The sequence below is a fragment of the Pseudomonas sp. R3-57 genome (assembly GCF_051132065.1).
Classification (GTDB): domain Bacteria; phylum Pseudomonadota; class Gammaproteobacteria; order Pseudomonadales; family Pseudomonadaceae; genus Aquipseudomonas.
In genome coordinates, this window is record NZ_CP071655.1 from 2,088,771 (window position 1) to 2,113,795 (window position 25,025).

The 25,025-nt window shown below is 59.6% G+C and carries 28 protein-coding genes; 12 read left to right on the forward strand and 16 right to left on the reverse strand.

Annotation, left to right across the window (positions count from 1 at the left end; translation table 11 throughout):
* Positions 1-865: 865 nt before the first annotated feature.
* Positions 866-1,078, forward strand: coding sequence for a hypothetical protein (locus J3P93_RS09515; RefSeq protein WP_434596842.1), 213 nt, complete (start codon positions 866-868; stop codon positions 1,076-1,078).
* 3 nt (positions 1,079-1,081) lie between these two features.
* On the opposite strand, the gene J3P93_RS09520 is transcribed toward J3P93_RS09515, so the two are convergent.
* Entirely contained in the window at positions 1,082-1,873 is a 792-nt protein-coding gene (locus J3P93_RS09520) for a transporter substrate-binding domain-containing protein (protein ID WP_434596844.1), read from the reverse strand.
* A 106-nt stretch (positions 1,874-1,979) separates the two neighbouring features.
* Positions 1,980-2,453, reverse strand: coding sequence for a hypothetical protein (locus J3P93_RS09525; protein ID WP_434596846.1), 474 nt, complete (start codon positions 2,451-2,453; stop codon positions 1,980-1,982).
* 164 nt (positions 2,454-2,617) lie between these two features.
* Here J3P93_RS09525 and J3P93_RS09530 point away from each other — a divergent pair, with 164 nt between their 5' ends.
* The 5 genes from J3P93_RS09530 (at position 2,618) to J3P93_RS09550 (ending at position 6,974) form a co-directional block, all read left to right on the forward strand.
* The gene (locus J3P93_RS09530; protein ID WP_434596848.1) at positions 2,618-3,283 is read left to right on the forward strand and encodes a ribonuclease T2; all 666 of its coding nucleotides are present in this window, start codon (positions 2,618-2,620) and stop codon (positions 3,281-3,283) included.
* A gap of 137 nt (positions 3,284-3,420) precedes the next feature.
* Positions 3,421-3,918 carry a PAAR domain-containing protein gene (locus tag J3P93_RS09535; protein WP_434596850.1) on the forward strand — a complete coding sequence of 166 codons (498 nt, stop codon included), beginning with the start codon at positions 3,421-3,423 and terminating at the stop codon, positions 3,916-3,918.
* Between the two features lie 2 nt (positions 3,919-3,920).
* A complete protein-coding gene (locus tag J3P93_RS09540) occupies positions 3,921-4,649 on the forward strand; it encodes an alpha/beta hydrolase (protein ID WP_434596852.1) in 729 nt (242 codons plus the stop codon).
* Positions 4,649-5,170 carry a hypothetical protein gene (locus J3P93_RS09545; protein ID WP_434596854.1) on the forward strand — a complete coding sequence of 174 codons (522 nt, stop codon included), beginning with the start codon at positions 4,649-4,651 and terminating at the stop codon, positions 5,168-5,170. Before J3P93_RS09540 ends, J3P93_RS09545 begins: the two co-directional genes overlap by 1 nt.
* Before the next feature lie 235 nt (positions 5,171-5,405).
* Positions 5,406-6,974, forward strand: a complete 1,569-nt coding sequence (locus tag J3P93_RS09550; RefSeq protein WP_434596856.1) for a sensor domain-containing diguanylate cyclase — start codon at positions 5,406-5,408, stop codon at positions 6,972-6,974.
* Between the two features lie 140 nt (positions 6,975-7,114).
* Here the strand turns inward: J3P93_RS09550 and J3P93_RS09555 are convergent, their stop codons facing one another.
* From J3P93_RS09555 to J3P93_RS09570, 4 genes are all read right to left on the reverse strand, one after another.
* On the reverse strand, positions 7,115-7,468 hold the full coding sequence (locus tag J3P93_RS09555) for a hypothetical protein (protein WP_434596858.1): 354 nt from the start codon (positions 7,466-7,468) through the stop codon (positions 7,115-7,117).
* A 79-nt stretch (positions 7,469-7,547) separates the two neighbouring features.
* Positions 7,548-9,968, reverse strand: coding sequence for a TonB-dependent siderophore receptor (locus J3P93_RS09560; protein WP_434596861.1), 2,421 nt, complete (start codon positions 9,966-9,968; stop codon positions 7,548-7,550).
* A gap of 101 nt (positions 9,969-10,069) precedes the next feature.
* Positions 10,070-11,029 (reverse strand): FecR domain-containing protein, encoded by a 960-nt coding sequence (locus tag J3P93_RS09565; RefSeq protein ID WP_434596863.1) that lies wholly within the window; start codon positions 11,027-11,029, stop codon positions 10,070-10,072.
* Positions 11,029-11,535, reverse strand: a complete 507-nt coding sequence (locus J3P93_RS09570) for a sigma-70 family RNA polymerase sigma factor (protein WP_434596865.1) — start codon at positions 11,533-11,535, stop codon at positions 11,029-11,031. The genes J3P93_RS09565 and J3P93_RS09570 overlap by 1 nt, the downstream gene beginning before the upstream one ends.
* A gap of 206 nt (positions 11,536-11,741) precedes the next feature.
* Between J3P93_RS09570 and J3P93_RS09575 the strand changes: the two genes are divergently transcribed.
* Positions 11,742-12,182 (forward strand): carboxymuconolactone decarboxylase family protein, encoded by a 441-nt coding sequence (locus J3P93_RS09575; protein ID WP_090284624.1) that lies wholly within the window; start codon positions 11,742-11,744, stop codon positions 12,180-12,182.
* A 76-nt stretch (positions 12,183-12,258) separates the two neighbouring features.
* Here the strand turns inward: J3P93_RS09575 and J3P93_RS09580 are convergent, their stop codons facing one another.
* From J3P93_RS09580 to J3P93_RS09595, 4 genes are all read right to left on the reverse strand, one after another.
* The gene (locus J3P93_RS09580; RefSeq protein WP_434596867.1) at positions 12,259-12,663 is read right to left on the reverse strand and encodes a nuclear transport factor 2 family protein; all 405 of its coding nucleotides are present in this window, start codon (positions 12,661-12,663) and stop codon (positions 12,259-12,261) included.
* Positions 12,653-13,024, reverse strand: coding sequence for a Rid family hydrolase (locus tag J3P93_RS09585; RefSeq protein ID WP_434596869.1), 372 nt, complete (start codon positions 13,022-13,024; stop codon positions 12,653-12,655). The genes J3P93_RS09580 and J3P93_RS09585 overlap by 11 nt, the downstream gene beginning before the upstream one ends.
* Positions 13,025-13,087: 63 nt before the next feature.
* Positions 13,088-13,699 carry a glutathione transferase GstA gene (gene gstA / locus J3P93_RS09590; RefSeq protein WP_434596871.1) on the reverse strand — a complete coding sequence of 204 codons (612 nt, stop codon included), beginning with the start codon at positions 13,697-13,699 and terminating at the stop codon, positions 13,088-13,090.
* Positions 13,700-13,854: 155 nt separating this feature from the next.
* A complete protein-coding gene (locus J3P93_RS09595; protein ID WP_434596873.1) occupies positions 13,855-14,781 on the reverse strand; it encodes a LysR family transcriptional regulator in 927 nt (308 codons plus the stop codon).
* Between the two features lie 99 nt (positions 14,782-14,880).
* Here J3P93_RS09595 and J3P93_RS09600 point away from each other — a divergent pair, with 99 nt between their 5' ends.
* Positions 14,881-15,741 carry an MFS transporter gene (locus J3P93_RS09600; RefSeq protein WP_434596875.1) on the forward strand — a complete coding sequence of 287 codons (861 nt, stop codon included), beginning with the start codon at positions 14,881-14,883 and terminating at the stop codon, positions 15,739-15,741.
* 69 nt (positions 15,742-15,810) lie between these two features.
* Positions 15,811-16,254, forward strand: coding sequence for an MFS transporter (locus J3P93_RS09605; protein ID WP_434596878.1), 444 nt, complete (start codon positions 15,811-15,813; stop codon positions 16,252-16,254).
* 165 nt (positions 16,255-16,419) lie between these two features.
* Here J3P93_RS09605 and J3P93_RS09610 read toward each other — a convergent pair whose 3' ends face one another.
* The 6 genes from J3P93_RS09610 to J3P93_RS09635 all read right to left on the reverse strand — a co-directional run bounded on the left by J3P93_RS09610 (position 16,420) and on the right by J3P93_RS09635 (position 22,209).
* The gene (locus tag J3P93_RS09610; RefSeq protein ID WP_434596881.1) at positions 16,420-16,986 is read right to left on the reverse strand and encodes a UbiX family flavin prenyltransferase; all 567 of its coding nucleotides are present in this window, start codon (positions 16,984-16,986) and stop codon (positions 16,420-16,422) included.
* Positions 16,973-18,481, reverse strand: coding sequence for a UbiD family decarboxylase (locus J3P93_RS09615; protein ID WP_434596883.1), 1,509 nt, complete (start codon positions 18,479-18,481; stop codon positions 16,973-16,975). Before J3P93_RS09615 ends, J3P93_RS09610 begins: the two co-directional genes overlap by 14 nt.
* A 67-nt stretch (positions 18,482-18,548) precedes the next feature.
* The gene (locus tag J3P93_RS09620) at positions 18,549-18,971 is read right to left on the reverse strand and encodes a DoxX family protein (protein WP_434596886.1); all 423 of its coding nucleotides are present in this window, start codon (positions 18,969-18,971) and stop codon (positions 18,549-18,551) included.
* 15 nt (positions 18,972-18,986) lie between these two features.
* Positions 18,987-20,021: an NAD(P)-dependent oxidoreductase gene (locus J3P93_RS09625; protein ID WP_434596890.1), complete on the reverse strand. Its 1,035-nt coding sequence runs from the start codon at positions 20,019-20,021 to the stop codon at positions 18,987-18,989.
* A complete protein-coding gene (locus J3P93_RS09630) occupies positions 20,018-20,890 on the reverse strand; it encodes a TauD/TfdA dioxygenase family protein (RefSeq protein WP_434596892.1) in 873 nt (290 codons plus the stop codon). The genes J3P93_RS09625 and J3P93_RS09630 overlap by 4 nt, the downstream gene beginning before the upstream one ends.
* A 26-nt stretch (positions 20,891-20,916) precedes the next feature.
* Positions 20,917-22,209, reverse strand: coding sequence for an aminotransferase class I/II-fold pyridoxal phosphate-dependent enzyme (locus J3P93_RS09635; RefSeq protein WP_434596894.1), 1,293 nt, complete (start codon positions 22,207-22,209; stop codon positions 20,917-20,919).
* A gap of 142 nt (positions 22,210-22,351) precedes the next feature.
* Here J3P93_RS09635 and J3P93_RS09640 point away from each other — a divergent pair, with 142 nt between their 5' ends.
* The 3 genes from J3P93_RS09640 (at position 22,352) to J3P93_RS09650 (ending at position 24,936) form a co-directional block, all read left to right on the forward strand.
* Positions 22,352-23,287, forward strand: a complete 936-nt coding sequence (locus J3P93_RS09640; protein ID WP_434596896.1) for a transcriptional regulator GcvA — start codon at positions 22,352-22,354, stop codon at positions 23,285-23,287.
* 133 nt (positions 23,288-23,420) lie between these two features.
* Positions 23,421-23,912, forward strand: coding sequence for a sigma-70 family RNA polymerase sigma factor (locus J3P93_RS09645; protein WP_203418743.1), 492 nt, complete (start codon positions 23,421-23,423; stop codon positions 23,910-23,912).
* A 40-nt stretch (positions 23,913-23,952) separates the two neighbouring features.
* Positions 23,953-24,936: a FecR family protein gene (locus J3P93_RS09650; protein ID WP_434596898.1), complete on the forward strand. Its 984-nt coding sequence runs from the start codon at positions 23,953-23,955 to the stop codon at positions 24,934-24,936.
* Positions 24,937-25,025: the final 89 nt, after the last annotated feature.

The following is a 25,025-nucleotide window of genomic DNA, read 5'->3' on the forward strand; positions in this document are numbered from 1 at the left end:
GCGGGGCGGTTTTTTCAAGTCTCGGGTTGCGACCGAGACTTGTGCATCACTGGCTACATTGACGTGCGGTCATGGTATGAATCTTTGCGCACACATGCAACGTCATTTTGCCTGCGGCTAGCCGTTTGGAGCATTGTTTTTTCTTGGCGATACTGGCAGAAATAGCGATTTACAAATATGACCGATCAGCCTCTATGACAAACCAAATGAGTGGTCTTCGGGCTGTAGTTTCTGAGTTAACATGCCAGGGCTCACATGTTAGTGCTGCGGTGAGGTTTGGCTGGTGACTTAACAGTTTCACGCCCCCTGACACGGTTTTGCATCCGTGCCGGATTGATTTCTCGGAGGGACTTCAACCGGCCGCCTCACTGGCTACATTGACGTGTAAGCCGAAGGAGCGCGTGATCCGGTAAGCGTTCTCGAGGTTTGGCCCCCAACCTGGAGGCCAAAAGTATGAAGCTTTTGCTGCGTACGCTGAGCCTCGTATGGAGATTGTTGAAAGCGTTTCGCTTTTACGAGTTCCTGCGAGACCACTTTGACGACCTGAAGTAACGGTCGCTCGTTGAGGGGAAGAACCCGCTTCAGTTTCGGCTGAGGCGGGTTTTTTTTGGATTATAAAGCTGTCGAAAATGCTTTTGCAGTCTCAGTCATTTCATTTAGTCACGTAGGTCATTTCGTCTGCGACTGTAGGCTTCGCCCTAAGACTCATAATGTACTGCTTATGCTTTGCTATCGATCCGGTTCCGTATCGCATCCGATCAATGCTGAACACGCGCTGTCCATCAGCACAGTTTCATCTTGCCGCGTTCTGCGCAGGCTTAGGATGTAGCACAGGTTTTTAATTTATGCCGATGGGAACCGTGCCATGCGCCTTAATGTCGTCAAAGTGCTTTTAATTGCTACAGCAATATCGGTGTTGAGCGCCTGCTCCGGCACCGGCGGCCTGACCACCACCAGCTGTTTCTCCAGCGACTGTCAGTCGCCACAAGAGCACAGCGCCAACACCCTGAAATTCGGAAGCAACAGCATCGGCAGCAGCCTTAACCAATACAGCTCCGGCATGCTGCACGACGACTAAGCCTTATTGCGCATCAGGCACCGCAATCCACTCGCTCAAGGTCTTCTGATACTTGCCAGTGACTTTGCTCAAGTGCAGCCACTGATCGACATATATCTTCCAGCTGATGTCATCGCGCGGCAGCAAATAGGCTTTCTCACCATATTGCATGTACTGATGCGGGTTGACCGCGCACAGTCCCGGTTTGAGTTTTTGCTGATACAGCGCTTCGGAGGCGTCGGTGATCATCACGTCGGCCTTGTTGTCGAGCAGTTGCTGGAAGATCGTTACGTTGTCGTGCAGGGCCAGTTGCGCTTTGGGCAGGAAGGCGTGGACGAAGGCTTCGTTGGTGCCGCCGGCGGGTTCGACCAAGCGCACGTTGGGCTGGTTGATCTGCTCGACGGTCTGGTATTTGCTGACGTCGTCGCAGCGCACCAGCGGAATTTTGCCGTCGGTGTCGAGGGTGTTGCTGAAGTAGGCTTTTTTCTGCCGCTCGAGGGTGACCGAGATGCCGCCCATGCCGATGTCGCATTTGCCGGCCTGCATGTCTGGCATCAGGGTTTTCCAGGTGGTTTGCACCCACTGCACCTTGACGCCGAGGCTTTCTGCCAGCGAGCGGGCCATGCTGATGTCGATGCCTTCGAAGTCGCCGTCGGTGCGTTTGAAGGTGTAGGGCTTGTAGTCGCCGGTGGTGCAGACGCGCAGCGCGCCTTGTTGCTGGATGCTGTCGAGGTGGGTGATCGGTTCGGCTGCCTGAGCGGTGAAGGGCAACGCGAGCAGAGCGCCGAGCAGTATTTTGGTTTTTGTCGTTTGCATCTGTCGGATTTTTCTCTGGATGGGCGGAGAGGACGTGTTCGAAGTTAAACACGTTCTCAGCGTTGATCCACTCCGATGTTGAACTCGGCGCAAATGACGGAACGCGCTAGAGCCCCAACCCTTCCTGCACCACCTGCAACAGATTGTTCTCCGTCAGTGCAATCGCATCCAGTTCCTGGCCGGTTTCGACCGACTGCAACCACCAATGACTTTCGTGATGTTCATCAACCGTGCGCAGTAACGAATGATCGCGCCCCGGCACATTGATTTGCACCCGTCCGCAGCCGTCTTCGGTAAACCGCGCAATCGGATCGAATGTCAGGCTGTGGTGATTGGCCTCGATGATCAGTTGGTCGATGGCGTAACCGTGGGCTTCACCGTCCGGTGACGTTTCGCAAACATGCGTAGAATTTCGTCGAATCTTCAGTCCGACCTCAGTGACGGGCTGTAACCAGGCTTCGATGCGGTGGTACAAGTCGTACACCTGAGCGGGCCAGCAATCGATTTCCAGTTCGGCGCAAGTAATGTCGTCAGCATGGACGTGCTTGAGTTTGGCGGCGAGTTCGTCTGCTTTACTCATGTCGGATCCCTTGGTTGGATGTCTGCCTGTTAATCGTAGACCCTGCGAAGGCGTCAGGCTTTGCCTTGCGTCATGCGCTTGCAACACAAGCGTGGCGAAATCAGCGCTGGCCCGGTCGGGTCCGGAGCTAAACCATGGACGCAGGCGTCCCAAGGAGTGGGTAGATGAAAAAGCTGTTTACAATTTTCGCACTGATTGCACTGACGGCCGGTAGCATCGGCCTGAGTTCGGCGCGGCAATCGCAATCAAGCAAGGCTCAGACGGCGTCGGTGGCGGGGGTGTTCGACTACTACCTGCTGGCGCTGTCGTGGTCGCCGACCTTTTGCCTGACCCATAAAGAAGATGTGCAGTGTTCCGGCAAAGGTTATGGCTTCGTGCTGCACGGGCTTTGGCCGCAATATGCCGCAGGTGGCTGGCCGCAATCCTGCCCACCGCTGACGAGGTTGTCGGCGGCGGAAACCAGCAAAGGCCTGACCCTGTTTCCAACGAAAAAACTGCTCGATCACGAATGGGCCAAACACGGCACCTGCAGCGGCCTCGGCGCGATGGGTTATCTGGATGAGGCGGACAAGGCCGTGGCGGCGTTGAAAATCCCGGAAGAACTGCAACCGTTCAGCACTTCGTATTATTTCGAGGCGCAGGAGATTGCCCGGTTGTTCCGCCAGGCCAACCCGGGGATTCCGGCCGATGGTGTCGCAGTGATCTGCAGCGGCCCGGAACTCTCGGAAGTGCGCGTGTGCATGGGCAAGGATCTACAGTTCGCGGCGTGCGGCAAAGGCGTGAAAACCCAGTGCCGGGCGGGCGATATTCGAGTCCCGCCGTCGCGGTGACCCAAGCGGTATCAGCGATGAAGAACAGGCGCCCGACAAGGCGCCTGTTTTTTTGCCTGAAGGTTTGAAGCACCTGCGCATTTCCCGCATGCTTGCGCCCCCAAAAGGACGACACGCTAGATTGCAAGGAGCTGTTCATGAGCGGAAAGCCCGCTGCCCGCGTCACCGATCCAACCGCCTGCCCGCTGCCGGGACATGGCACCAACCCGATCGTTAGCGGTTCGCCAAACGTCAATTTCGATGGCCTGGCGGCTGCACGCATGACCGACAAATCTGCCTGCGGCAGCCCGATCACCGGCGCGGTGTCTTCGACGGTGTTCATCAATGGCTTGAATGCCGCGACGCTGGACAGCACCGGTGGCCATGGCAACGTGGTCATTGGCGGTTCCGGCACGGTCATCATCGGTGACACGGTGGTCACAGCGCCCTTCAGTGGTTTGTTGCCTATGCCGGTGCACTTCACCGACAAGTTGCAACTGGTCAACGATGTGACCGGTGAGCCGATGCCCAATCATCCCTACATGATCCAGCGCGCGGACGGGCGCATGGAACATGGCGTGTCTGACGCCGCCGGGTTTACCCACGAAGTCAGCTCGCATCTGCCTGAAACCATCAAGTTGTTTCTTGAGGAATAGGCATGGCGGCTGAAACGGTAACGTGCCCGAAAGGCAACAATTACAAGCTGCACAAGGAACATGCGCTGACGGATAAGAAAGATGTCAGTGTGAAGGCTGTGCCGGTGGAAAGTACCAAGGCGATTGTTCTGTTCATTGGCGGGGCAGGGGATAAAGAGAGTTATTATTTTTCGGGTCCGTACCGGAACATACGGCTGGCGTGGTTGAATTTTAATGAACGAACTGAAGCGCTAATGACACAGGGCCGATATACGTCAAAGTGGTTGGGCTACAACGAGGTCAGAGGAAAGCAAGATATTCAACGGAATGTTCTAGGGTTGATACCGTATAAAAGCTGTCCGGTATACATCGTCGGACATAGCCTCGGCGGATGGAACGGCGCGCACCTGACAAAAATCATGACGGACTGGGGTTACCGTATCCAAATGCTGATTACGCTGGATCCCGTCGGAGAAGGTTCTCTCGTTTGGCTTGGCTCGGATATTTATCGCGAGCGTCCAGAACCGGTGGCTGCGGATTGGATAAATATCAAAGCGACTCCGACTCAAAGAGATCCGTCAGATGGGGTTGCTGACTTTGGCGAAAAGTGGATCATCGCTTGCGGCCCTTCATTGAACGCCAACGTCGACACCAATCATGCAGATGCACCGGGGCTATTTACAGCAGCAATCGCGGGTAATAAATCAGCGAGTGATTTTTTGTACGAGTCAATCATGAAGGAGTTTTACTGATGCAAAAGTTGCTCCTTTGCGTACTGATGGTTTTCTGCTCCGGCTGTGCAAAAGACCACACGAAACCACCTGCGAATCTTGATTTTGTTTCTGTTAACCGCGGAACCGCGCTTTTGTACGACGTTAGATTTGATTCGGACGTTGATGTGCTTGATCTTTTTGATCGAGGGGAAGGAAAAGGGATGGCTTCCGCTACGCTGGAGTGTGCCTTGGCAGAGGACGAAGATTTTTCGGTCGATAAATTCATCAGGTTTTCTGCAACTGGTTCGATTGAGCCCGAAGGAAATGATGGAGGCCATGCAAAATATTCCTATCTCAGCAGCGCATTCATGAGTGAAGTCTCCAATGGTGGTGGTTCCCGTAGAGATCTTTCGGCAACAGAACTCAACCACCTCATGTCCAACAAACAACAAATCCCCTGCAAAGTCGTGGTCACCGCCTACGGCTACAAACCCTACTACTCCAACACCCTGTATATCCCCGTCGCCGATCTGCTCCGGGAAATCAACAAACCCCGCTGACAAAACCGGGTAGTTCCAAGCGCGAATTCCCCACGATCTTTCCCGTCGTGAAGCGGCAAAATCCACCCGATCACGCCACAAAAATAAATCGACGAAACGCGATCATCCAATTTCGGCGTACGCCGATATAAAGGGCAGGAGCGCTGCGTTTGCCGGGTACATCCCGGTGGGCTACGCTCCGAGAATATAAGGGTTTTGCGCTGGCGCCCTTGTCGTATCTGCCCAGGAATTGCTTTTGCCTATCCTCATTCACGATCCGCAACAGGCCCCCGGCGCGCTTAAGCGCCTGCCGTTACGTAAAGCCGCCGTGCTGTTTATCGTCGCGGTGAGCCTGTGCCTGTCCGGTTTGCTGTACCTGCAACTGGAGCAGTCGCAGCGTCAGGATCTGGCGGTGGCGCAGGCGGCTTCGAGCAATTTGACCCGGGCGATGGCGCAGCAGGCCGAGGACACGTTTCTGGCCGCCGATCTGGTGATGACCAGCCTGGTCGACTGGATCGAGGATGACGGTTACGGCACTGCGCAAAAGCCGCGTTTGCAGCGCATCTTCGCCCGGCGTGCGCAGCAACTGACGCAGTTGCATGGCATCTTTCTGTTCGATCGCGAAGGGCAATGGGTGATCACCTCGTTTGCCGAGCTGCCGCGCGGCAACGGTGTTGCCGATCGTGAGTATTTCAAATTTCACCAGCAGAACGCGTCGACGCTGGCGCACATCGGGCCGGCAATTCGCAGCCGGGAAAATGGCGAATGGATCATTCCGATCTCCAAGCGCGTCAATGACCGCGCCGGCAATTTCGAGGGTGTGTTGCTGGCCGGGATCAAGATGTCGTACTTCGATCAGTTCTTCAAAAGCTTCAGTCTCGACGACAACGGCATCATGTTTCTGGCGCTGACTGACGGCACCTTGCTGGCGCGGCGACCGTTCGATGAATCGCTGATCGGCACCTCGGTGGCGCGCGGCCAGATTTTCCAGGCGCTGCTGCCCAATGCCCCGGCCGGGACGGCGATGCTCAATTCCTACGTCGACGGCACCGAGCGTCTTTATGGTTACCGGCAATTGGCCTCGTATCCGCTGCTGGTGTCGGCGGCGACCTCGCGCGATACGATTCTCAAGGGCTGGTCCGAGCGCGCGTTTCAGTCGAGCGTCATTGTCGCGCTGGTGATCCTCGGCGTCGGCCTGTTTGGCTGGGTGTTCATTCATCAGGTGCGCAATGGCGAACGGATCGAGAAGAACCTGCGCAAGGCGCAACGGGCGCTGGAGCAGATCGCCACGCACGACAGCCTGACCGGGCTGGCCAATCGGCGCCTGTTCGAGCGCTCGCTGGAAATCGAGTTTGCTCGCGGCGCACGACAGGTCAGTCCGGTCAGCCTGATCATGCTCGATATCGATTTTTTCAAACGCTACAACGATGCCTACGGCCACGTCGCTGGTGACCAATGCCTGACGCAAGTTGCCCAGGTGCTGAGGACGTGTTGCCAGCGCAAGTCCGATCTGGCCGTGCGTTACGGAGGCGAAGAGTTTGCCGTGTTGCTGCCGGATACCGATATCAACGGTGCGCTGGCGATTGCCGGGCAGATTCGTCGCAGCGTGATCGACAAGCACATCGTTCACAGCGGCTCGCCGACCGGGTATCTGACGGTGAGTCTGGGTTGTTATGCGTTCATACCGAGCGGCAATGACAGCCCGGAAGCGTTTATCCAGCGTGCGGACGCGGCGCTGTATCAGGCGAAAAATGCCGGTCGCAATCGCGCGGCGGTGCTGTCGCTGGACAGCGGACTTGCCGAATTGATGCGCTCGGATCGCTGACTGCAACACGATCCCTGTAGGAGTGAGCCTGCTCGCGATAGCGGTGGGTCAGTGGCGCAAAGGTCTACTGATACACCGCTATCGCGAGCAGGCTCACTCCTACAAGGGAACATTACCTACCTGGGATGGCTCTTGTTCGTTCAGCTGCCCGAGCCACCGCCCGCACCGCCAGTGCCGCCGCCGGCCGAACCGGTGCCACCGCCCGCGCCGGAACCCGAGCCGCTGGCGCCACCGTTGGTGCCGGTACCCGTACCAACGCCGGTGCCCATGGAACCCGTACCCGAATTGGTCCCCGAACCGCCAGTGGAACCACCGCCGGAACCGCTGCCACCAGAAGGCGCGCCGGGGGTGTTGTCCGGTGGCATGGTCGAGCTGCTGGCGCCGCCGGATTTGGTCCCGGTGGCGTCGGTGCTGTCATTCGCTGCGAAGCTGGCGGCCGATGCGCTGGCCAGCAGGCCGGCCAGCAAGAGCGAAGTGAGTTTGCGCGTCATCATGGTGCATCTCCTGAAAAGGGCATGTACCTGATATTGGTCCGACGCGCAGAACCCCGGGTGCCCGCTGGCTGACGAGTGGTCAGAAATCGACAGTGGCGGCGACCTTCAGTGTGCGCGGCGTACCCTGCGTCAGGTACCCGCCGTTGGCCGATGCCCAATAGGCCTCGTTGGCGACGTTTTCCAGATTGGCGCGCAGGGTGATCTGCCGGTCATCCAGTTTGAAGGCGTAGCGCGTGCCGAGGTCGAAACGGTTCCACGCCGGGATGCTCTGAGTGTTGGCCGCGTTGAGGTATTGCCCGCCGGTGCGCAACATCCGCGCGCTCACCGCTGCACCTTCGAGGCCGGGGATATCCCAATCGGCGCCGAGGTTGATCTGGAAGCGCGGCACGCCGACGGCGCGGTTGCCATCGTTGACGCCATTGCTGCTGCCTTGCAGTTCGGTCTTCATCACCGTCGCGCCGCTGAGCAGGCGCAGCCCGTCCAGCGGCTCGCCATACACGTTCAACTCGACGCCCTTGTTGGTCTGCTCGCCATCGACGCGGAAGATGCCGTCCTGGGTGTAGCTGGACGGTTGCTCGATGCGGTACACACCGAGGTTGGCGCCGTAGCTGCCCATGTCCACGCGCATGCCGGCCTCGATCTGCTTGCTGCGCACCGGGGCAAACGTTTCGTCGCGGTTGATCGCCGTGGTCGGCGGCGTCGGGCCTTTGGCCAGGCCTTCGATGCGGTTGGCGTAAAACGACACGTGCTCCCACGGCTTGATCACCAGCCCGTAAACCGGCGTGGTGATCGACTCTTCGTAACTGGAAGTGCGCGCGCCCGTGGTGGTGTTCCAGCCATCGACCTTGAGTTCCTGACGACGCACGCCGAGGGTCAGCAGGATGCGGTCATCAACGAAACCGAGGGTGTCGGAAATCGCTTCGCTGCGCAGGGTGTTCTTGCCGACGATGCGCGGATCGTTGATGTCGCTGGCGAACGACGTGGCCGCTGGTCGTGGCTTGTCCGTGACGTTGTACAGATTGGTGGTGTAACGGCTGGCCGCGCCGATGGTCTCGAACGCGGAACGCTGCTCACCCCAGATTCCGGCCCAGCCGAGGTTGAGCTGGTGGCTGATGGGTCCGGTGCTGAAACGCCCGTTGAGGCCAGCCATGGCACTCTGGTTGTCTTCGTCGTGGGGCGAATACAGCATGCCGCCACGCGCCGTGCCGTTGAGGTCGGTGACCGTCAGCGACGAGTACACACCGTTCTCGCGGGTGTGTTTCGCTCCGCCGGAAACGTAGGCCGTCCAGTTATCGTCGAGGTCGTATTCGGCGCGAGCCATGCCAAAGGTGTCTTCCAGTTGCGAGTAGCTCCAGCGCTGCGCGTAGCTGTCGGTGGCATCCGGTACCTTGGGCGCTTTTTTCAGGCTCGAATCGACGTAGATCACCGAGCGGCCCTGATTGATCACCTGTTTCTGGTAACCGAGATCGGTGGAGATGCGCAGACGCTCACCGCGATAATCGAGGCCGAGGCTGAACAGCGAGGAGCGCTGGTCTTCGTCATCGACAGCGGTCGCGCCTTCGCGCTGCATCAGGTTGACCCGGGCGCCGAAGCGGTTGTCCTCGCCGAAGCGCTGACCCAGATCCAGATGCCCGCCGACACGGCCGTCGTCGCTGTAGTCGAGCGTGACGCTACGGGTCGGCGTGTCCATTGCGCGCTTCGGTTGCAGGTTGACCCCGCCGCCGATGCCGCTGCCGCTCGGGGTCACGCCGTTGACGAAGGCGTTCGGGCCTTTGAACAATTCGACCCGTTCCAGCGCTTCGGTGGCGATGATCTGCCGGGGCAATATGCCGTAGAGGCCGTTATAGGAAATGTCATCGGAGAGCAGCGGCAAGCCACGAATCATGAACACCTGGGAGAAGTTGCCGAAACCTGACGACTGGCGAACGGAGGCGTCGTTGAGCAACACATCGCCGACGGTTTGCGCCTGTTGATCGGCCATGGTCTTGGCGGTGTAGCTGGTGACGCTGAAGGGCAAATCATTGACCGCCTGATTGCCGAGCATGCCGATCTGTGCGGAGCGCGCGACTTGCTCGCCGCCATAGGTATCGCCGCTGTCGCGCACGGCGCTGACGTTGGTGGCGCCGAGTTCGAGTGCGCCGTCAGCCGCCACTTGCGGCGCTACCGTGTAACCGTTGCCAGCGGTGTCGATCAGCTGGAAACCACTGCCTTCCAGCAGTCTGGCGAAACCGCCTTGTGCGCTGTATTCGCCTTGCAGACCGGGGCTTTGGCGATTACCCAGTTGCGCCGGATCGAACGACAGCGGTACGCCGACACTGACGGCGAACTGCGCCAGCACATGGCTGAGCAGGCCGGGGCCGATATTGACGCTGTGGCTGGCGCTGACGGGGTGGGCGGCGTACGCCAGTACCGGCGTCAGGGTGGCGAAGGCCAAGGCCAGGCTCAGGTTCAACGCCTTGAGCGGGAAGGTGGCGGGGCGGGGCGTGGGCAATGCAGTCATTCGGCGTTCCTGTCGGGCGCATGGAATCAAAGAGGTCTGCTCCACTCACCGGACGAGACGCAAAAAGGTATCAGGCAGCGCTGAAAATAATGACTTCGAATTCAAACCCGAGGTTCTACCGACAACCAGTAACGGGTCAGGCTGCTGATCTTCAATGGCAGGGTGTCGCTGAGCAAGCGCAGGCTCGCATCGGTGTCACGCAGGGAAAACGCCCCGGACACACGCAGCGCCGCAACGTCCGGATGGCAGCGCAGCACACCGCGCCGATAACGACTCAGTTCATTGAGCAAATCGTCCAGGCGCAGGTTGTTCGCCAGCAGCATGCCCTTGTCCCAGGCCAGGCTGTTGCGGTCGAACGTTTCGGCCGTGTCGAACGCGTTGAGCTTGAAGCCCTGACGTTCGCCGGCCTTCAGCGTGTTGCTCTGCTGCAGCAACTGCGGGGTGATCTGCACGCGGCCGTCGAGCACTGAGACCTGACTGCGCGAACCGTCGATGCGCACGCAAAACCGGCTGTCGAGAGAGACGGCGCTGCCTTGCGGGGTTTCGACGATAAACGGGCGGGCGCTCGAATCATCCGCCGCGTTGATCAACAGTTCGCCGTTGAGCAGCATCACCCGGCGCTCGCTCGGACTGAAAGTGATGTCCACGGCGCTGTCGGTGTTCAGCAACAATTGCGTGCCGTCGGCCAGTTGCACATTCTTCTGCTCGCCGACCGCGGTGCGCTGGTCGGCGCTCCATTGCTGCCACGGCGCATGTTGCGAAGCGATGCCTACCGGGCCGGCGAGCAGCAACAGGCCGAGGCGGGTGAGGGTCTGTCGACGGCTGAGACCTTCGCGGCGAGCGGCCCGTTTCAGCGTCTGGATGGCGACATTCGCTGGCACGCTGCGCAGATCCCCAAGCAGCGCTTCGGCGCGCTGCCAGGCCTGGGCATGCTCGGCGCTGCGCAGGCGCCATTGGGCGATCGCCTGGTGATCGGCCGGCGTGGCATTGCCGGAATGCAGCTGCACCAGCCAGTCGGCGGCTTCGCCGAGAATCTGCGGATTGATCATCGGTGAGGTCATCACGCCACACTCAGGCAGGCGATGAACGCTGCGCGCATATGGCGTTTGACAGTGATCAGCGACACGTGCAGGCGCGTGGCAATCTGCGCGTAAGTCAGGCCTTCGATCTGCGACAGCAGGAAGGTGTCGCGGGTCTGCGCCGGCAATTCGCGCAGCAGCGCTTCGATGCGCCACAGCGTCTCGACAATCATTAGACGGGTTTCCGGCGACGGCACCTCGGCCGGTGGCAGTTGCGCGATGGTCTCCAGATAGGCGCGTTCAATGTCCTGACGTCGCCAGCGATCGATCATCAGGCCCTTGGCGATGTGCGTCAGCAGCGCCCGCGGCTCGCTGCCCAGCGGTTTGGCGACCTGACGCGCGAGCAGGCGCAAAAAAGTGTCATGGGCCAGATCGGCCGCATCGCAGCGGTTGCCGAGCCTGCGCTGCAGCCAGCCCTGCAACCAACCGTGATGCTCGCTGTAGAGGCGGTGAATCTGTTGGTTCAAGGGCGAGTCGATGGACGACATGAGGTGCAAATACTCGGTTCGGGCAGCCGTGGCATGAGTGCAATTAAGAATTGATCGCATTCTAGTGGCTCTGCTTCAACGCTGGCAATTGCCCGAGAGCAATTTTCTGCACCAGTGGCCTACTGATCTTCGCCAATATTGGCTATTTGTCGCAGCCGTCAGCGGGACTAACGTGGTCGCACATTCCCTTGCGACCCGGAGTCACCATGCAACCTCGTACCGATTTCTACACCGCTTCCCCTGATGCCCTGAAAGCGATGATGGCGCTGGAAACGGCGGTATCCAGACTGCCGCTGGAAAAGACCCTGATCGAACTGGTCAAACTGCGCGCCTCGCAAATCAACGGCTGCGCGTTCTGCATCGACATGCACACCGCTGACGCGATCAAGGGCGGCGAAACCCCGCGCCGGCTGTTCGCCGTCACTGCCTGGCGAGAAGCGCCGTTCTTCAGCGACCGCGAACGCGCCGCGCTGCTCTGGACCGAGTCTCTGACGCAACTGAGCCTGACTCACGCCCCGGACGCAGACTACGAAGTGGTCGCCGCGCAATTTACGCCCAAGGAAATGGTCGATCTGACCGTGGCGATCAGCACCATCAACAGCTGGAATCGTTTGGCGGTGGGGTTTCGGAAAATGCCGCAGGCTTGAGACGCATAGCTCAATCCTGTAAACAGGCCCTGTACGCTATACGTGCAGGGCTTCGTCGTTTATGTCGCTGACCGGCTCACTTCATTTCGAGCACCTCGGCCGGTTTGAGCGGTGTCGCCTGATAGACCAGTAGTTGCCATTGTTCGTCGGTCTTTTGCCACGCGGTAAGCGTACGGTTGTGCAAATGTTTTCGCACTCCTGCGGAGGTGACGGTGGTGGTCATTTCACCCAATGCTATGGCCAGGTCGCCGAGCCGGATGACTTTGTCGATTTGGTGGTCGAGGGTGTGATAGATGAACTCGCGGGAGCGGCATTTTTCCAGGTAGCTTTTGAGATTGTCGACAATGCCGCTGGAGTGAATGTAGGTCAGGTCCGGATGGAACAGATAGCTGAAGATATCCAGGTGGCCGCCCAGCATGGCGGCGCTGCGTTGCGCCTCACAGGTGCGAATGACCAGATCGAATTGATCGTTATGCGTCATCAGCCGCTCCTCGCGCTGCTGTGACGATGATTTCGATCAGCAGCCGGCCGCCGAGGTCGACGCCGTAGCAGGCCCGCTGTGGCCAGTGCTGCGGGTTGCCGCCGATCCACTCTGCCCAGATTTCATCGACAATGGGTTTGCTGCGCATGTCCGCCAACAGCACTTGCGCCGACAGCATGCGTGAGGCATGCGAACCCAGGCTTTCAAGGCTGCTGCTCAGTGCCTCGAGGGCTTGGTGCGTCTGGCCGGCAATCTCCAGCGAGGTGTCCGCGCTGGTGGCAACGGTGTAAACAATATCGGCGTAGGCACAGGAGCGACTGCGTCCCGCATAGCCGCTTGGGACGCGTTGAATTGTTTGCATAGGGAGACTTCATCCAATTTGAAGTTAGGCGGAAGCCGGCATCGACCAGCTAGTCATCCATGATTAAACCGGCTGAGTGGCTTCTTCCGCAGCCATCGCCGCCTGCACGCTTGGACGCGCTTCGATGCGCTCCATGAACGAGGCCAGTTCCGGCCAGTTCTTGATATCGATATTGAAGAATGGCAGCCATTTCAGGACGGTGAACAGGTACGCGTCGGCCAGGCCGAACGTGTTCAGCAAGTAATCTTTGTGCACCAGGTTCTTGTTCAGGTAGTCCAGACGCTTGAACAATTTCTGGCGGAAAATTTCCTTTACCGGCTCCGGGAGGTCGGCATTGAACAGCGGTGCGCTACCACCATGGATTTCCGAAGTGATGAAGTTGAGCAATTCCTGCAGACGCGTACGCTCCCAGGTGCCGTTGGCCGGCGCCAGTGAATTACCCGGTACCTGATCGGCCAGATACTGCACGATGGCCGGTCCTTCGGTCAGTACCTCTCCATTGTCCAGCGCGAGTGCCGCGACATAACCTTTGGGGTTGATGTCGCGAAAGTCGCGGCCGTCTGCCGTTGCTTTGGTCTTGTTGTTGACCCTGATCAGCTCGAAAGGCAGGCCCAGCTCTCGCAATACAATGTGCGGCGACAGGGAGCAGGTCATGGGCGCAAAGTAAAGTTTCATGTGTATCTCCTTCCAGGTGGGCATCGTGTACCCGAGCGTAATACCGCTTCATCTGCGAAACGGCTGTGAACCTTGTTCCAGACATATTGGTGTCATGATGCCGAGGGGTAAAATTACGATTTTATGCGCCCATCATTAGGAGCTCTTATGTCGGCTCAGGCGACTTTCGCTTCAGTACTGCGAACCGTCATCGGGATGTCACTGCTTAAGGTCGATTTGCGGATCTCGTTGAGAAATGCCTGAGCGGAGGGCGTGCGCTCGCCTGCCGGTGAGCACACCAGCCCGAACTCCCGGTAAATGGGCTTGCTCAATTCAAAGACCCGCATGCCACGGCGGTCCACGGGCAGTGTGGAGGCGGGCACGATGGAAATGCCCATGCCTTCACTGATCAGCGCAAATGCAGTGGTCCAGTCGCGTACGGTGATCTTGATATCTTCGAGCCTGAGCCCCTCACGCTCGACCAGCGACTGACCGTTCAGGTGGCAGCCACCGGTTGCCAGGATGAACGGTTCTCGCACCAGCTCTTCGAGCGCCACAGTGCTGGCTGATGATCTACGTGCCAGATCATGGCTAGCAGGCACCGCCGCCACCCACGAGTCCCGTCCCAGCAACAGCGCACCGCGGGACGGGCAGGGGTTCATCACGACGCCGAGATCGATGCTGCTGTTGGCCAGCCATTGTTCTACTTCCTCATCAGTGCCTTCGAGCGAAACGATTTCGATGCCTGGGTGCAATCGACTGAAGCTTTGCAGCAGCGGCGGCAACAGGTTGGCGAACACCGAAGGAAAACTGGCGAGCTTGATGCGCCCCAAATGGCAACCGCGCGATGCGTCCACCAGGTTCTGGATCGATTCGAACTCGCTGAGCATGCGGCGGGCGCGGTCAATGATTTGTTGCCCGATGGCCGTTGCGGTGGTCTGACGGCGATCCCGCACGAATACTTTAACTCCCAGCGCTTCCTCCATTTGTGTCAGGGCCTGGCTGGCGCCGGACTGGGTAATGCCATAGCGCTCGGCGGCGCGGGAAACGTTTTCGGCGTCGGCCACAGCGACCAGGAGTCGCCAATGCATCAGATTCATCATCTCAGTAGTTCCTCTTATGTTCAGGTAGTCGACATTTAATTTTACGTAGCGTGCGCATCGCCTCAGGATCGCTCCTGAATACACAGTGAGGTGTTGGAAGTGAGCAAAACCCTGTCAATGGAAGCCGTGGCAAAGCCCGCTTGGGCGGCGCCCGTTTTGCTCAGCGTGGCGTTGAGTTCGTTCATGGTCGCGCTGGATGTCACTGCGCTGAATGTCGCGCTGCCCAGCATCGGTCGCGATCTGGCGACGACAATGGATCGCCTGCAGTGGATCGCCGGTGCCTATACGCTGGTGTTTGCCAGCCTGCTGTTGTCGGCCGGCGCGCTGAGCGATCGTCTGGGCGCGAGGAAAGTGTTCTTGTTTGCCCTGCTAGTATTCACAGGCGCATCGGTCGCCTGCGGATCGGCCCAAGGCGTCGTTGGGCTGATTGCCGCGCGAGCGGTACAAGGTATCGGTGCGGCGCTGATGCTACCCAGTTCCATGGCGCTACTGGTCAAGGCCTATCCCGACACCAGAGCGCGAGCAAGAGCGGTCGCTTTATGGGGCGGGATCTCGGCCCTCGCGCTGGTGAGCGGTCCGTTGCTGGGCGGCGTGTTGGTGGAGTGGGTCGATTGGCGCTCGATTTTTTATCTCAACGTGCCGTTCTGTCTGATTGCGCTTGTGTGCTGTGTATCACGCGGCAGTGACATTGCCGATCGAGCTCGTTCGATCGACTGGGCCGGGCAGGCGCTGTCGACCGTGGCGCTGGTGTCGCTGATTTTCGCCTTGATTGAAGGCCCGATGTGGGGCTGGGGGCACGTATGGGTCATCGCGACGTTGCTGCTGGCGCTGACGGGGGCGATGGCATTTGTCTATTCGCAACGGGCGCAGCGCGAGCCGATGTTGCCGCTGAGTCTGTTTGAATCCAGAACCTTCTCTGCGGCGATTGGCGCCGGGTTTCTGCAAACACTGGCGTACTAAGGCAGCCTGTTCGTGCTGCCGTTTGCGTTGCAGGGACAGGGCCGCACACCGGTCGAAATCGGCGTAGCGATGATACCGATGACGGTTGCGACTGGCGTGATGGCCAGTCTTTCGGGGCGCTTGGCAAATGTATGCGGGGCCCGCTCGGTCGGTGCCGCTGGCATGTTGTGTGGCGCGCTCGGCGCGGCATTGCTGGCCTTGTTCGGCACGAATCCTGTCAGCCTGGTGGCCGGTGGCTTGTTGATCGGCCTCGGCGGGGCGACGTTGCCGGTGATCGTCGGCGCTTGTCTGGCAAGCGTGCCCACTGGCAAGGTCGGTGTGGGGTCCGGCGTACTCAATGCTGCACGCCAGTGTGGCGGGGTGACCGGCATCGCCGTACTCGGCGCCACGCTGCAAGCATCGGGGAGCGCGACCGGCGCCTTGTCGATCATCGCGCTGGCATTCCTGGCAGCGGCCCTGTTGACTGTGATGCGGCTCTACACCGACGAGGTCGATGTAATCAGTGAATGCTGACCGGCGCGCTGTAGCTCGCCGGCAAGCGAATCGATGAAACACGTTTGCCCGCTGCCCTGTGACGAGCGGCGGGCAAACGCTTCGATAGAGCCTCGTTCCTGATTGTTAAAGAGCGATTCGGCAAACGCGCTGGCGCGATTGCCGAAGATGCAGCAAGCGCGAAGTTCAACCCCAGCGCCGGACCGTCCCGGTGTCCAGGCCCAGCAGATCGAGCATGCGCCCCACGGTATGGTCGACCATGTCCTGAATGGATTGCGGTCGCGCGTAAAAGGCCGGGACCGGCGGCATGACGATGCCGCCCATTTCACAGACCTGAGTCATGCTGCGCAGATGGCCCAGATGCAGCGGCGTTTCCCGCACCATCAAGATCAATGGCCGGCGCTCCTTGAGTGTCACATCGGCAGCACGGCTAAGCAGGCTGCCGGTGATGCCGCTGGAGATTTCCGAAAGGCTTTTGATCGAGCACGGCGTAACGACCATACCCAGCGTCTTGAACGAACCACTGGAAATCGATGCGCCAATGTCGGCGGGATCGTGCACGACGCTGGCGAGCGCTTTGACATCAGCCACCTTCATATCGAGTTCGTGGGCGAGGGTGATCTGTGCCGACCGGGACATGACCAAATGGGTGGCAATCCCCAGTTCGCGCAGCAGCATCAGCGTACGCACCCCGTAGATCACGCCGCTGGCACCGCTGATGCCAACGACGATGCGTTGCTCAGGACCGCTCATGGCAGTCCACCGCATGGTCGAATGCGCTGATCAGAGGGGCTTCGCCCGGCAGGCCCAGCTCCGCCCAGCGTGCGCGAACCTGTGAATACACTGCGGGGCGCAATAGCGTGCGTGTCGGGAAATTTCGAATGTTGCGGTAATCCTTGCAGGCGTTGATCAGCGCCTTGGAGCCGAAGAAACGTTTTTCAGGCGGATTTTGTGCCGGGTCCAGTGGCGAGCCGCGAGTGTTGTGCAAAATATCGATGTCATCGCTGGGGGTCGCGCGCGTGGCCATCGCCCATAGCACCTGATTCATGTCGGTTGGGTCGACGTCCTCATCTACCGCGACGATCCACTTGCTGATGTAGGCGCCGCCGGGCACCTGGCTGGCGAGCGCCAGGGCCTGTGCTGCGTGCCCGGCATATCTTTGCTCGAGACTGATGACGATCATGCCGAACGCACCGGCGGCGGCCGGTGGGCAATACACCCCGTGGATGCCCTGGATACCGAGCTTGTCCAGGTCGCTCCAGATCTTGGCCGAGCGGATGGTCGAGAAAAACGCGCTTTGCTCGTTCGAGGGGAAATCGGCCATCAACGCGTTAGTGAGAATGGGCCTGGTGCGGTAGTGCAGGGCGGTGACTTCGATCAGCGGGCAATCAATGTCCTTATAGCCGTAGTAGCCGGTGAATTCGCCAAAGGGGCCCTCTTCACGAGTCGAGCCCGGGCGAATAAGACCTTCGATGACAATTTCCGCGGCGGCAGGGATCAACAGATCCGAATGCCTGGCCCGCACCACTTCGATCGGCTTGCCCCTGATGCCTCCGGCAAAATCGTATTCGCTGATGCCCGGTGGCAAGGACTGCGAGCCCACCACCATCATCAACGGATCGACACCCCAGGCAGCGGCTACGGGCAGCGCTTCACCCTTGGCCCATGCCTGGTGAATGTGCCGCAGCGCATCCTTGCCCGGCGCCAGCGACAAGCCGACCTCCCGGGGACCCTGGATCATCATTCGATAGGTACCGACATTCAGGTATCCCGATGCCGGGTCCCGGGTGAACACGGCGTCAGCCGTACCCGCGTAGGCGCCGCCATCTCTGGGCCAATGTTTGGGGATGGGCAGACGAGTGAGATCAATGTCATTGCCGATCAGCGTGTTCTGGTAGATCGGTGCGGCTTCAGCGCTGATCTCCTGCGGGGCAATGCTGTGTCTGAGCTTGTCTTTGGTGCGACGGATCAACTCCATGGTAGGGGTATCTGGCGCCTCTTCGAGCGTGATCGCGGTACGCGCCACGCTTGGACCGAAGATGTTCCACAGATGGCGCAAGCCCAGGGGCGAGTCTGGCTGATCGAAAAGCACCGCGGGCGAGTTGCCCTGGCGGGCCAACAGGTAAGTGATGGCGCTCATTTCTTCAATCGGGTTGACCGCGGGCGAGACGGTCTGCAATTCGCCGATTTTTTCGGCACGTGCCAGCCAGTCGCGCAAGTCGGCAACCGGTTCAATCAATGTGTTCATCCAGGGACTCCTCAGGTGACAGAAAGGGAAAAACGACGGGCGTATGGCTGCGCCCGTCGTGGACAGATCAACGTTTGTCGATCGAGTACTTTCCGGGCCCCAGCAGGCAGAGGAAGAGAAACCCGCCGGCGATGCTCACGTTCTTGAAAAAGTGCACGAACAGGGTGTGGTGATCGGCTGGGTTGGTGCTGTTCCAGAAGGCGTGGCCGATGGTTCCCGTTCCGATGGTGTACACCACGAAGATCGCTGCAATCGGCCGGGTCCAGAAGCCGAACAGCAGCGCCAGACCACCAAATAATTCGATGATTGTGGCAACAATGGCCGTGCACTCGGGTATCGGCGCATCCACCGATTTGAGGTAGCTGACGAAGCTGCCGTGGTCCGTGACGTAGGTGAAGCCGAAGTAGCCGTAGAGGATCAGAATCATGATCCGTGCAATCAGGATCATGGCGTCGCGTTGGTCGTCGAATAGCTGATAGCGTAGGTACATTCCGTTGCTCTCGAATCAGATTGGGTAAGGGATCGTGCTGGCTGACTCGGCGTCAGGCAGGTGAAACGCGCGCTCGAACACGTGCGGGTTGATGGCGTTTTCCGGATTGGGCTCAGCGGCAAAAACGTCGAGCACGTTGCCGGCAGCCAGCGTCGCCATGCGGCTGACCGCTTCGCGGGACACCCCGGCCAGATGCGGCGAACAGATCACATTGGCGAGACTCGGCAAACCGCTGCCATACACCGGCGGCTCGGGCAGGAATACGTCCAGCGCGGCACCGGCCAGACGGTTTTCCAGCAATGCCTGATACAGCGCCTGTTCGTCGACGATGCCGCCTCGGGCAGTGTTGATGACGAATGCCTGAGGTTTCATCAAGGCCAGGCGTTCGGCAGACAGCAAGCCAAGCGTTTCGGTGGTCTTTGGACAGTGCAGGCTGACGTAGTCGGCGCTCACCAGAGCGTTATCCAGTACGGCAACCGTTTGCACGCCGGGCGGCAATTGCCCTGGGGCAAGGTACGGGTCGTATACCTTGACGCGCATCCCCATGGCTACCAGCAGCGTGGCGACACGTGCGCCGATGCGTCCGCAACCGATCAGCAGCGCTTCGCGACCTTCCAGTTCGCCGGGCAGGTGCTCATAGCGCTGATGCCAGTTGCCACTGCGCACCAGTTGGCTAAGCGCCTCGGTACGTTTGGCCAGTGCCAGCATGAACCCCAGGGTATGTTCGGCCACCGCACGGTGGTTGGCGTTGGCGCAAACCATCACTGGAACTGCCGCTTCCGACATTACCGGGATGTCCACCGCGTCGAAGCCGACGCCGATCCGCGATACGACCTGCAACCCCTTGGCGCGTCGCAATTCCTCGACGCCGAAGCGGGTCAGCCCGAGGATCACGCCATGCACGGCATCAAAGCTCTCGAGCAAGGCCTGGAACTGACCCTGCGCGATCGTATTGGCGAACTCCACCACTTCGATATCGTCACGGTCGCGCAGCATCTGTTTGCCTTCGTCGCCAAGAATATGGGCGACCAATACGCGTTTACGGCTCATGCAACGTGCTCCCGTAAAACGACCCGGGCAAAGAACTCGCCGTCATTGACGCCAATGCGATACATCACCCGCTGGGCATCGCGCGGCAGTTCGGTCGCACAATGCCACACCGAGCGGTTATCCCAGATCAGCAAATCGTGCGGTTCCCATTGGTAGTTGAAGACCCGTTGCGCATTCAGCGCGAACGCGAACAATTCATCGAGCAAGGCGCGACTCTGTTCTTGCGAATAGCCGCTGATGCTCGTCGTATAGCCCGGGTTGACGTACAGGCTTTCGCGGCGGGTGCGCGGGTGCACGGCAACCGTCGGATGAGTGCTGGCGGGAAAGGTCTGTTCCAGGCGTGTGAAAACTTCCTGAATCGATTCCCCGACATCATCTTCCTTGACTTTGTAGGTCCAGCGCACGTCATGCACGGCCTGGCGATGGATGATTTGCTCGTAAAGAGCCTTGGGCAAATCGTCATACACAGATTGCATGTCCACGAACAGCGTGTCGCCGCCTGTCTCCGGCAGTTGTTGTGCGTGCAGCATGGTCAGCGGCAGCGGTTCGGCCAGATAGCTGGAGTCGCTGTGCCACATGTTGCCCAGCTTGCGCGCGCCTACTGCACCGCCGCCGTTGCGGTTATTGACCACGAGAATGTTCGGGTATGCAGGGTCGTGGTAGTTTTTGAGTTTGAATTGCTCCAGTTCGCCAAAGCACGCAGCGAACTGCTGATAGCCCTCTCGGCTCAAGCGCTGGTTTTTCAGCGCCACTACCTTGCGTTCATAGACGAGTTCCTGAATGGCACGAATCTCACTCAAGGACGCTGTATTGATATCGAAATCCGTCACAGCGGTGACGAAGGTGTCCGCCAGATCCGTTCGCTTCACGTTTAAAGTCTCCTGCCCAATCTCAGTCAAACGGCCAGCGCCGGCTGGAATTCGTCAGCGTCGGGGCTCACATGCGCGGCATCGCTGCTTTTAAGCATCAGACTCAAGTCGAGGATGTCGGCCGGGTTGTGTGCCGAGGTGATCGACATGCGCAGGGCGGCCTGGCCGCGCGGTACGGTGGGGAAGAACACGACAGAGGTGTAGTGGCCCTGCTGCAACAGGTACTCGCCCTTGGCGATGGCCTGTTCCTCGTTACCGATGCGTACGATGCGGATCGGCAATTCGCTGCCGCTGGTTTCGGTCGGGATCAGGTTGTCGAACAGCTGCATGTTGTTGCGCAGCGCGCGTTGCAGTTTATGCAGTTCCGGCGTGGCATGAATTTGCGCCGACGCCAGTGCAGCACCCACAGCCGCCATGTTGGGCGCGCAGGAGAAACCGTAAGTCGGTGCATAGCGACGGATCGAGTTCTCGATATGTTGCGTACCGAGCATCAACAGACCACCTGCTGCACCGTAACCCTTGCCCAGCGACGCCGCCACGATGGTGTTTTCGTCCAGACCGTCGAGTTGCGAACGGACGAAACCTTCGCCCTGCTGACCCACCACGGAAATCCCGTGGGCGTCGTCCAGATAAACAAACAGACCGTACTTGTCTTGCAGGGCGCGCAGTTCCCGAACCGGCGCGGCGCCGCCCATCGAGTAGGCACCGTCGCCGACGTAAGCCACCTTGCGCCCGCTTTTGCACAACCGCTCCAGATGTTCGAGGTCGTTGTGCTCGATGACGATCACCTCGGTCTCTTCGCGCAGGACCGGGATGTGGTACTGCAACGTCACGTGGGCAAAACGATCGAAAGCGATCAGCGGTTTTTCGCCAGCGGTGAACAGCCCGGCCGCCAGCAGGGGCAGGGCACCCATGTTGGCGGCAGCCACGGTCGGAAAGACCACCACACCATTGACGTCAAACAGTTTGGCGAGGGTTTTTTCCAGACGCACCAACGGCTCAGCGGTCAGCCGTGTACGCGCAACCGAAAAGTGCGTAGACGGGACGTCATCCATCGAGGCCCGGGCCGCTGCGAGAACTTTTGGATGGGCGTCCAGGTTGAGGTAACCGCAACGGGTGTAATCGATCACTTCCTTGCCGCTGGTGGCGATTTCGATGCGGCGGTTGTCCAGCACGCGGCAGGAAACGCCCATCAGACCTTTTTCGTAAGCGGCATCGAAATGCGGGCGGCTGATTTCAGCCATTCTCGAGGCATTGCGCGCTTTGAGCTGTGGCGTTTTTCCGACTGGGTCGTTACGGGTTTCGACGGTTTTATTCATGGCGATCTCATCCTTTGAGGGGGTGTCCGCAGGCCCGTGTGGCTTGGAGAACGACGCTAGAATTGACGACCACTGAAACATTTTGCAAAGGACTTCTTGGGTGCTACCTTATGACAAAATCTCATGAGCATTACGAAGCCTTATGGTCGCCAGGATTCCTTCTCTCAACGGATTGAAAGCGTTTGAATCGGCTGCGCGCCATATGAGTTTTACCAAGGCTGCCGAAGAGCTGAACGTCACACAAACGGCCATCAGCCATCAGATTCGTCGTCTCGAAGACGAGCTCGGGGTTCGACTGTTTCTGCGGCTCAAGGACGGTCTGGCGCTGACCACTGAAGGCCACGCGTACTTGCCCGGCATCCGCTCGGCTTTTCATGAGTTGCGCTATTCCACGGAGATGTTGCGCGAGTCGACCAACAACAGTGCGCTGACCATCAGCACACTGGTTTCTCTCGCCTCGAAATGGTTGCTGCCGCGCCTGGCTTCGTTTCAGGACGCGTTCCCCAATATCGATGTGCGCGTAACGGCCTCGACCGACCTGGTCGACTTCCGCAAAGGTGGAATAGACGCTGCGATCCGCTACGGTTTCGGCGATTGGAAAGGGCTGCGGGCCGACTGGCTGATGTCGGACGAAATCTTTCCAGTGTGCAGCCCGAAGTTGATCACCGGGCCAAAAGCTCTGAAAAGTCCGATCGATCTGGCCAACCACACCTTGTTGCAGGTCAGCGGCATGACCAGTAACGACTGGAACATGTGGCTGAGCGCCGCCGGACAACCGAAGAAGCTGGCCGAGGGAACACGGCTCACATTTGACCTCGCGATGATGGCGGTTCAGGCAGCCATCGATGGTTTAGGCGTATGCATCGGCCGCTCGACCTATGTCGATGACGATCTGAAAGCCGGCAAGCTGGTGGCGCCGTTCAATCTCAAGCTCAAGTCTGATCTGGGTTTTTATCTGGTGTCGCCTGTGGAAATTGCCAGCTCGAAAAAGGTCGAGGCCTTTCGCACCTGGCTGATCGATCTGGTGCAGAGCGACGAAGCCGGTTTGGTGACAGAAACCGGAGTGGGTGCGGCCTGACAGGGCAGAGCGCTAGCGCGCTTGCGTCAGTGTTGTGTTCGGTCAGATAACCCCGATCGAGGAATTCATTGCTTCGCCTTAATACGAAGCATTACTATTCACGCCCTTTCCTCAGTGCGCCGTTCCCTACCTCATGCGTCCCCGCAGACCCGGCTTTTTCGAGCATTACGAAGAGTTGATCGGCACCTGGACCCGGCGTCTGCGCAATCGCGCGCAGGCCGAGGATCTGGCGCACGACACCTTTGTGCGCGTGCTTGAGGCCGATTCGGCGGCGGTGCAGCAGCCGCGGGCGTATTTGCATCAGACCGCGCGCAATATTGCGGTTGACGGTTATCGGCGCGAGGACCGGCGTGGCGCCCTGGAATCGCAGGCGATCGAGCACAGTGCGTCGGCGTCCGGCGACCCGGAGCATTACATGCATGCGATCCAGTTGGCCGATTCCATCGAGCGGGCGCTGACCGAGCTGCCGGTCAATTGCCGGAAGATTTTCGTCTGGCAGAAGATCGAAGGCCTGACCCAGGCGGAAATCGCCGAACGCCTGGGACTGTCCAAGAACATGGTCGAAAAGTATATGATCCGCACCCTGCGGCATCTGCGCGATCGCCTTGATGGCTTGCAATCATGAGCGGTGGCGATTCTTCCTCCCCAGCCCAACAGGACCTTCCATGACGGATACCCGTGATTGCGCGTGCGGGCCGAGCACGGTGCGCGATGACGCTGCGCGCTGGTTCGTGCGTTTGCAGGAGCCGGACGTCAGCGCCGAAGAGCAGCAGCGCTTCGACGCCTGGCTGAACGAGCATGCGCAGCATCGCGACGAATTTCAGTTGCTGCAGGGCTTGTGGACGGCGGCCGATCTGCTCCCGGCGCCACGCCTCAAAGCCTTGGCTGAAACGCCGCCAAGCCGTCGCGCACGCCGGCCCTTGTTGCGTTACGCGGTGGCAGCCAGTGTGCTGGCGGTGGCGCTCGGCCTCGGTCTGTTCAGCGGGTTGCATCATCCGGGCGGCTACAGCGCCGAATTCGTCACGGCGCTGGGCGAGCGCAAACACGTGGCCTTGCCGGACGGTTCGCTGATCGATCTGAACAGCCGCAGCCGCTTGCAGGTGCGCTATGAACAGGATCGTCGCTTGATTGAGCTGCGCGAAGGCGAAGCGATGTTCAGCGTCGAGCACGACGCGTCGCGGCCGTTCGTGGTGCAAACCGACAGCGGCAAGGTCACGGTGACCGGCACGCGTTTCGATGTGCGCCGCGACTCTGCGCAAACCCGTGTGGCGGTGGAGCAGGGCACGGTCAAGGTGCAAGGGCGGGATGCGCCGAGCGACCAATTCATCAGTCTGACGGCAGGTCTCGGCACGCACGTCGATGCCCACGGCAAAGTCGCGCCAGCCTACGCAGTCAACCCGGCGCAACTGACCGCGTGGCGCAACGGCAAACTGGTGTTCGACAACGCTAGCCTCAGCGACGTCGCGGCCGAAGTATCGCGTTATCGGCAGCATCCGTTGACGGTCTCCGACCCGGCCGTGGCCAGCCTGCGCCTGACCAGTGTGTTCAACGCCGACAACACCGACGCCTTGCTCAAAGCCTTGCCGAGCATTCTGCCGGTGGCCGTGCGCAGCCTTGCCGATGGTCGCCAGGAAATAATCGCAAAATAAAATTCAGGTTTTTTCCGAGTTCAGCGTCTTCCTGTTCAACTGCAACTGGTTTGCATTAACAGCCGCACACTCTTGCGATCCACAGGACT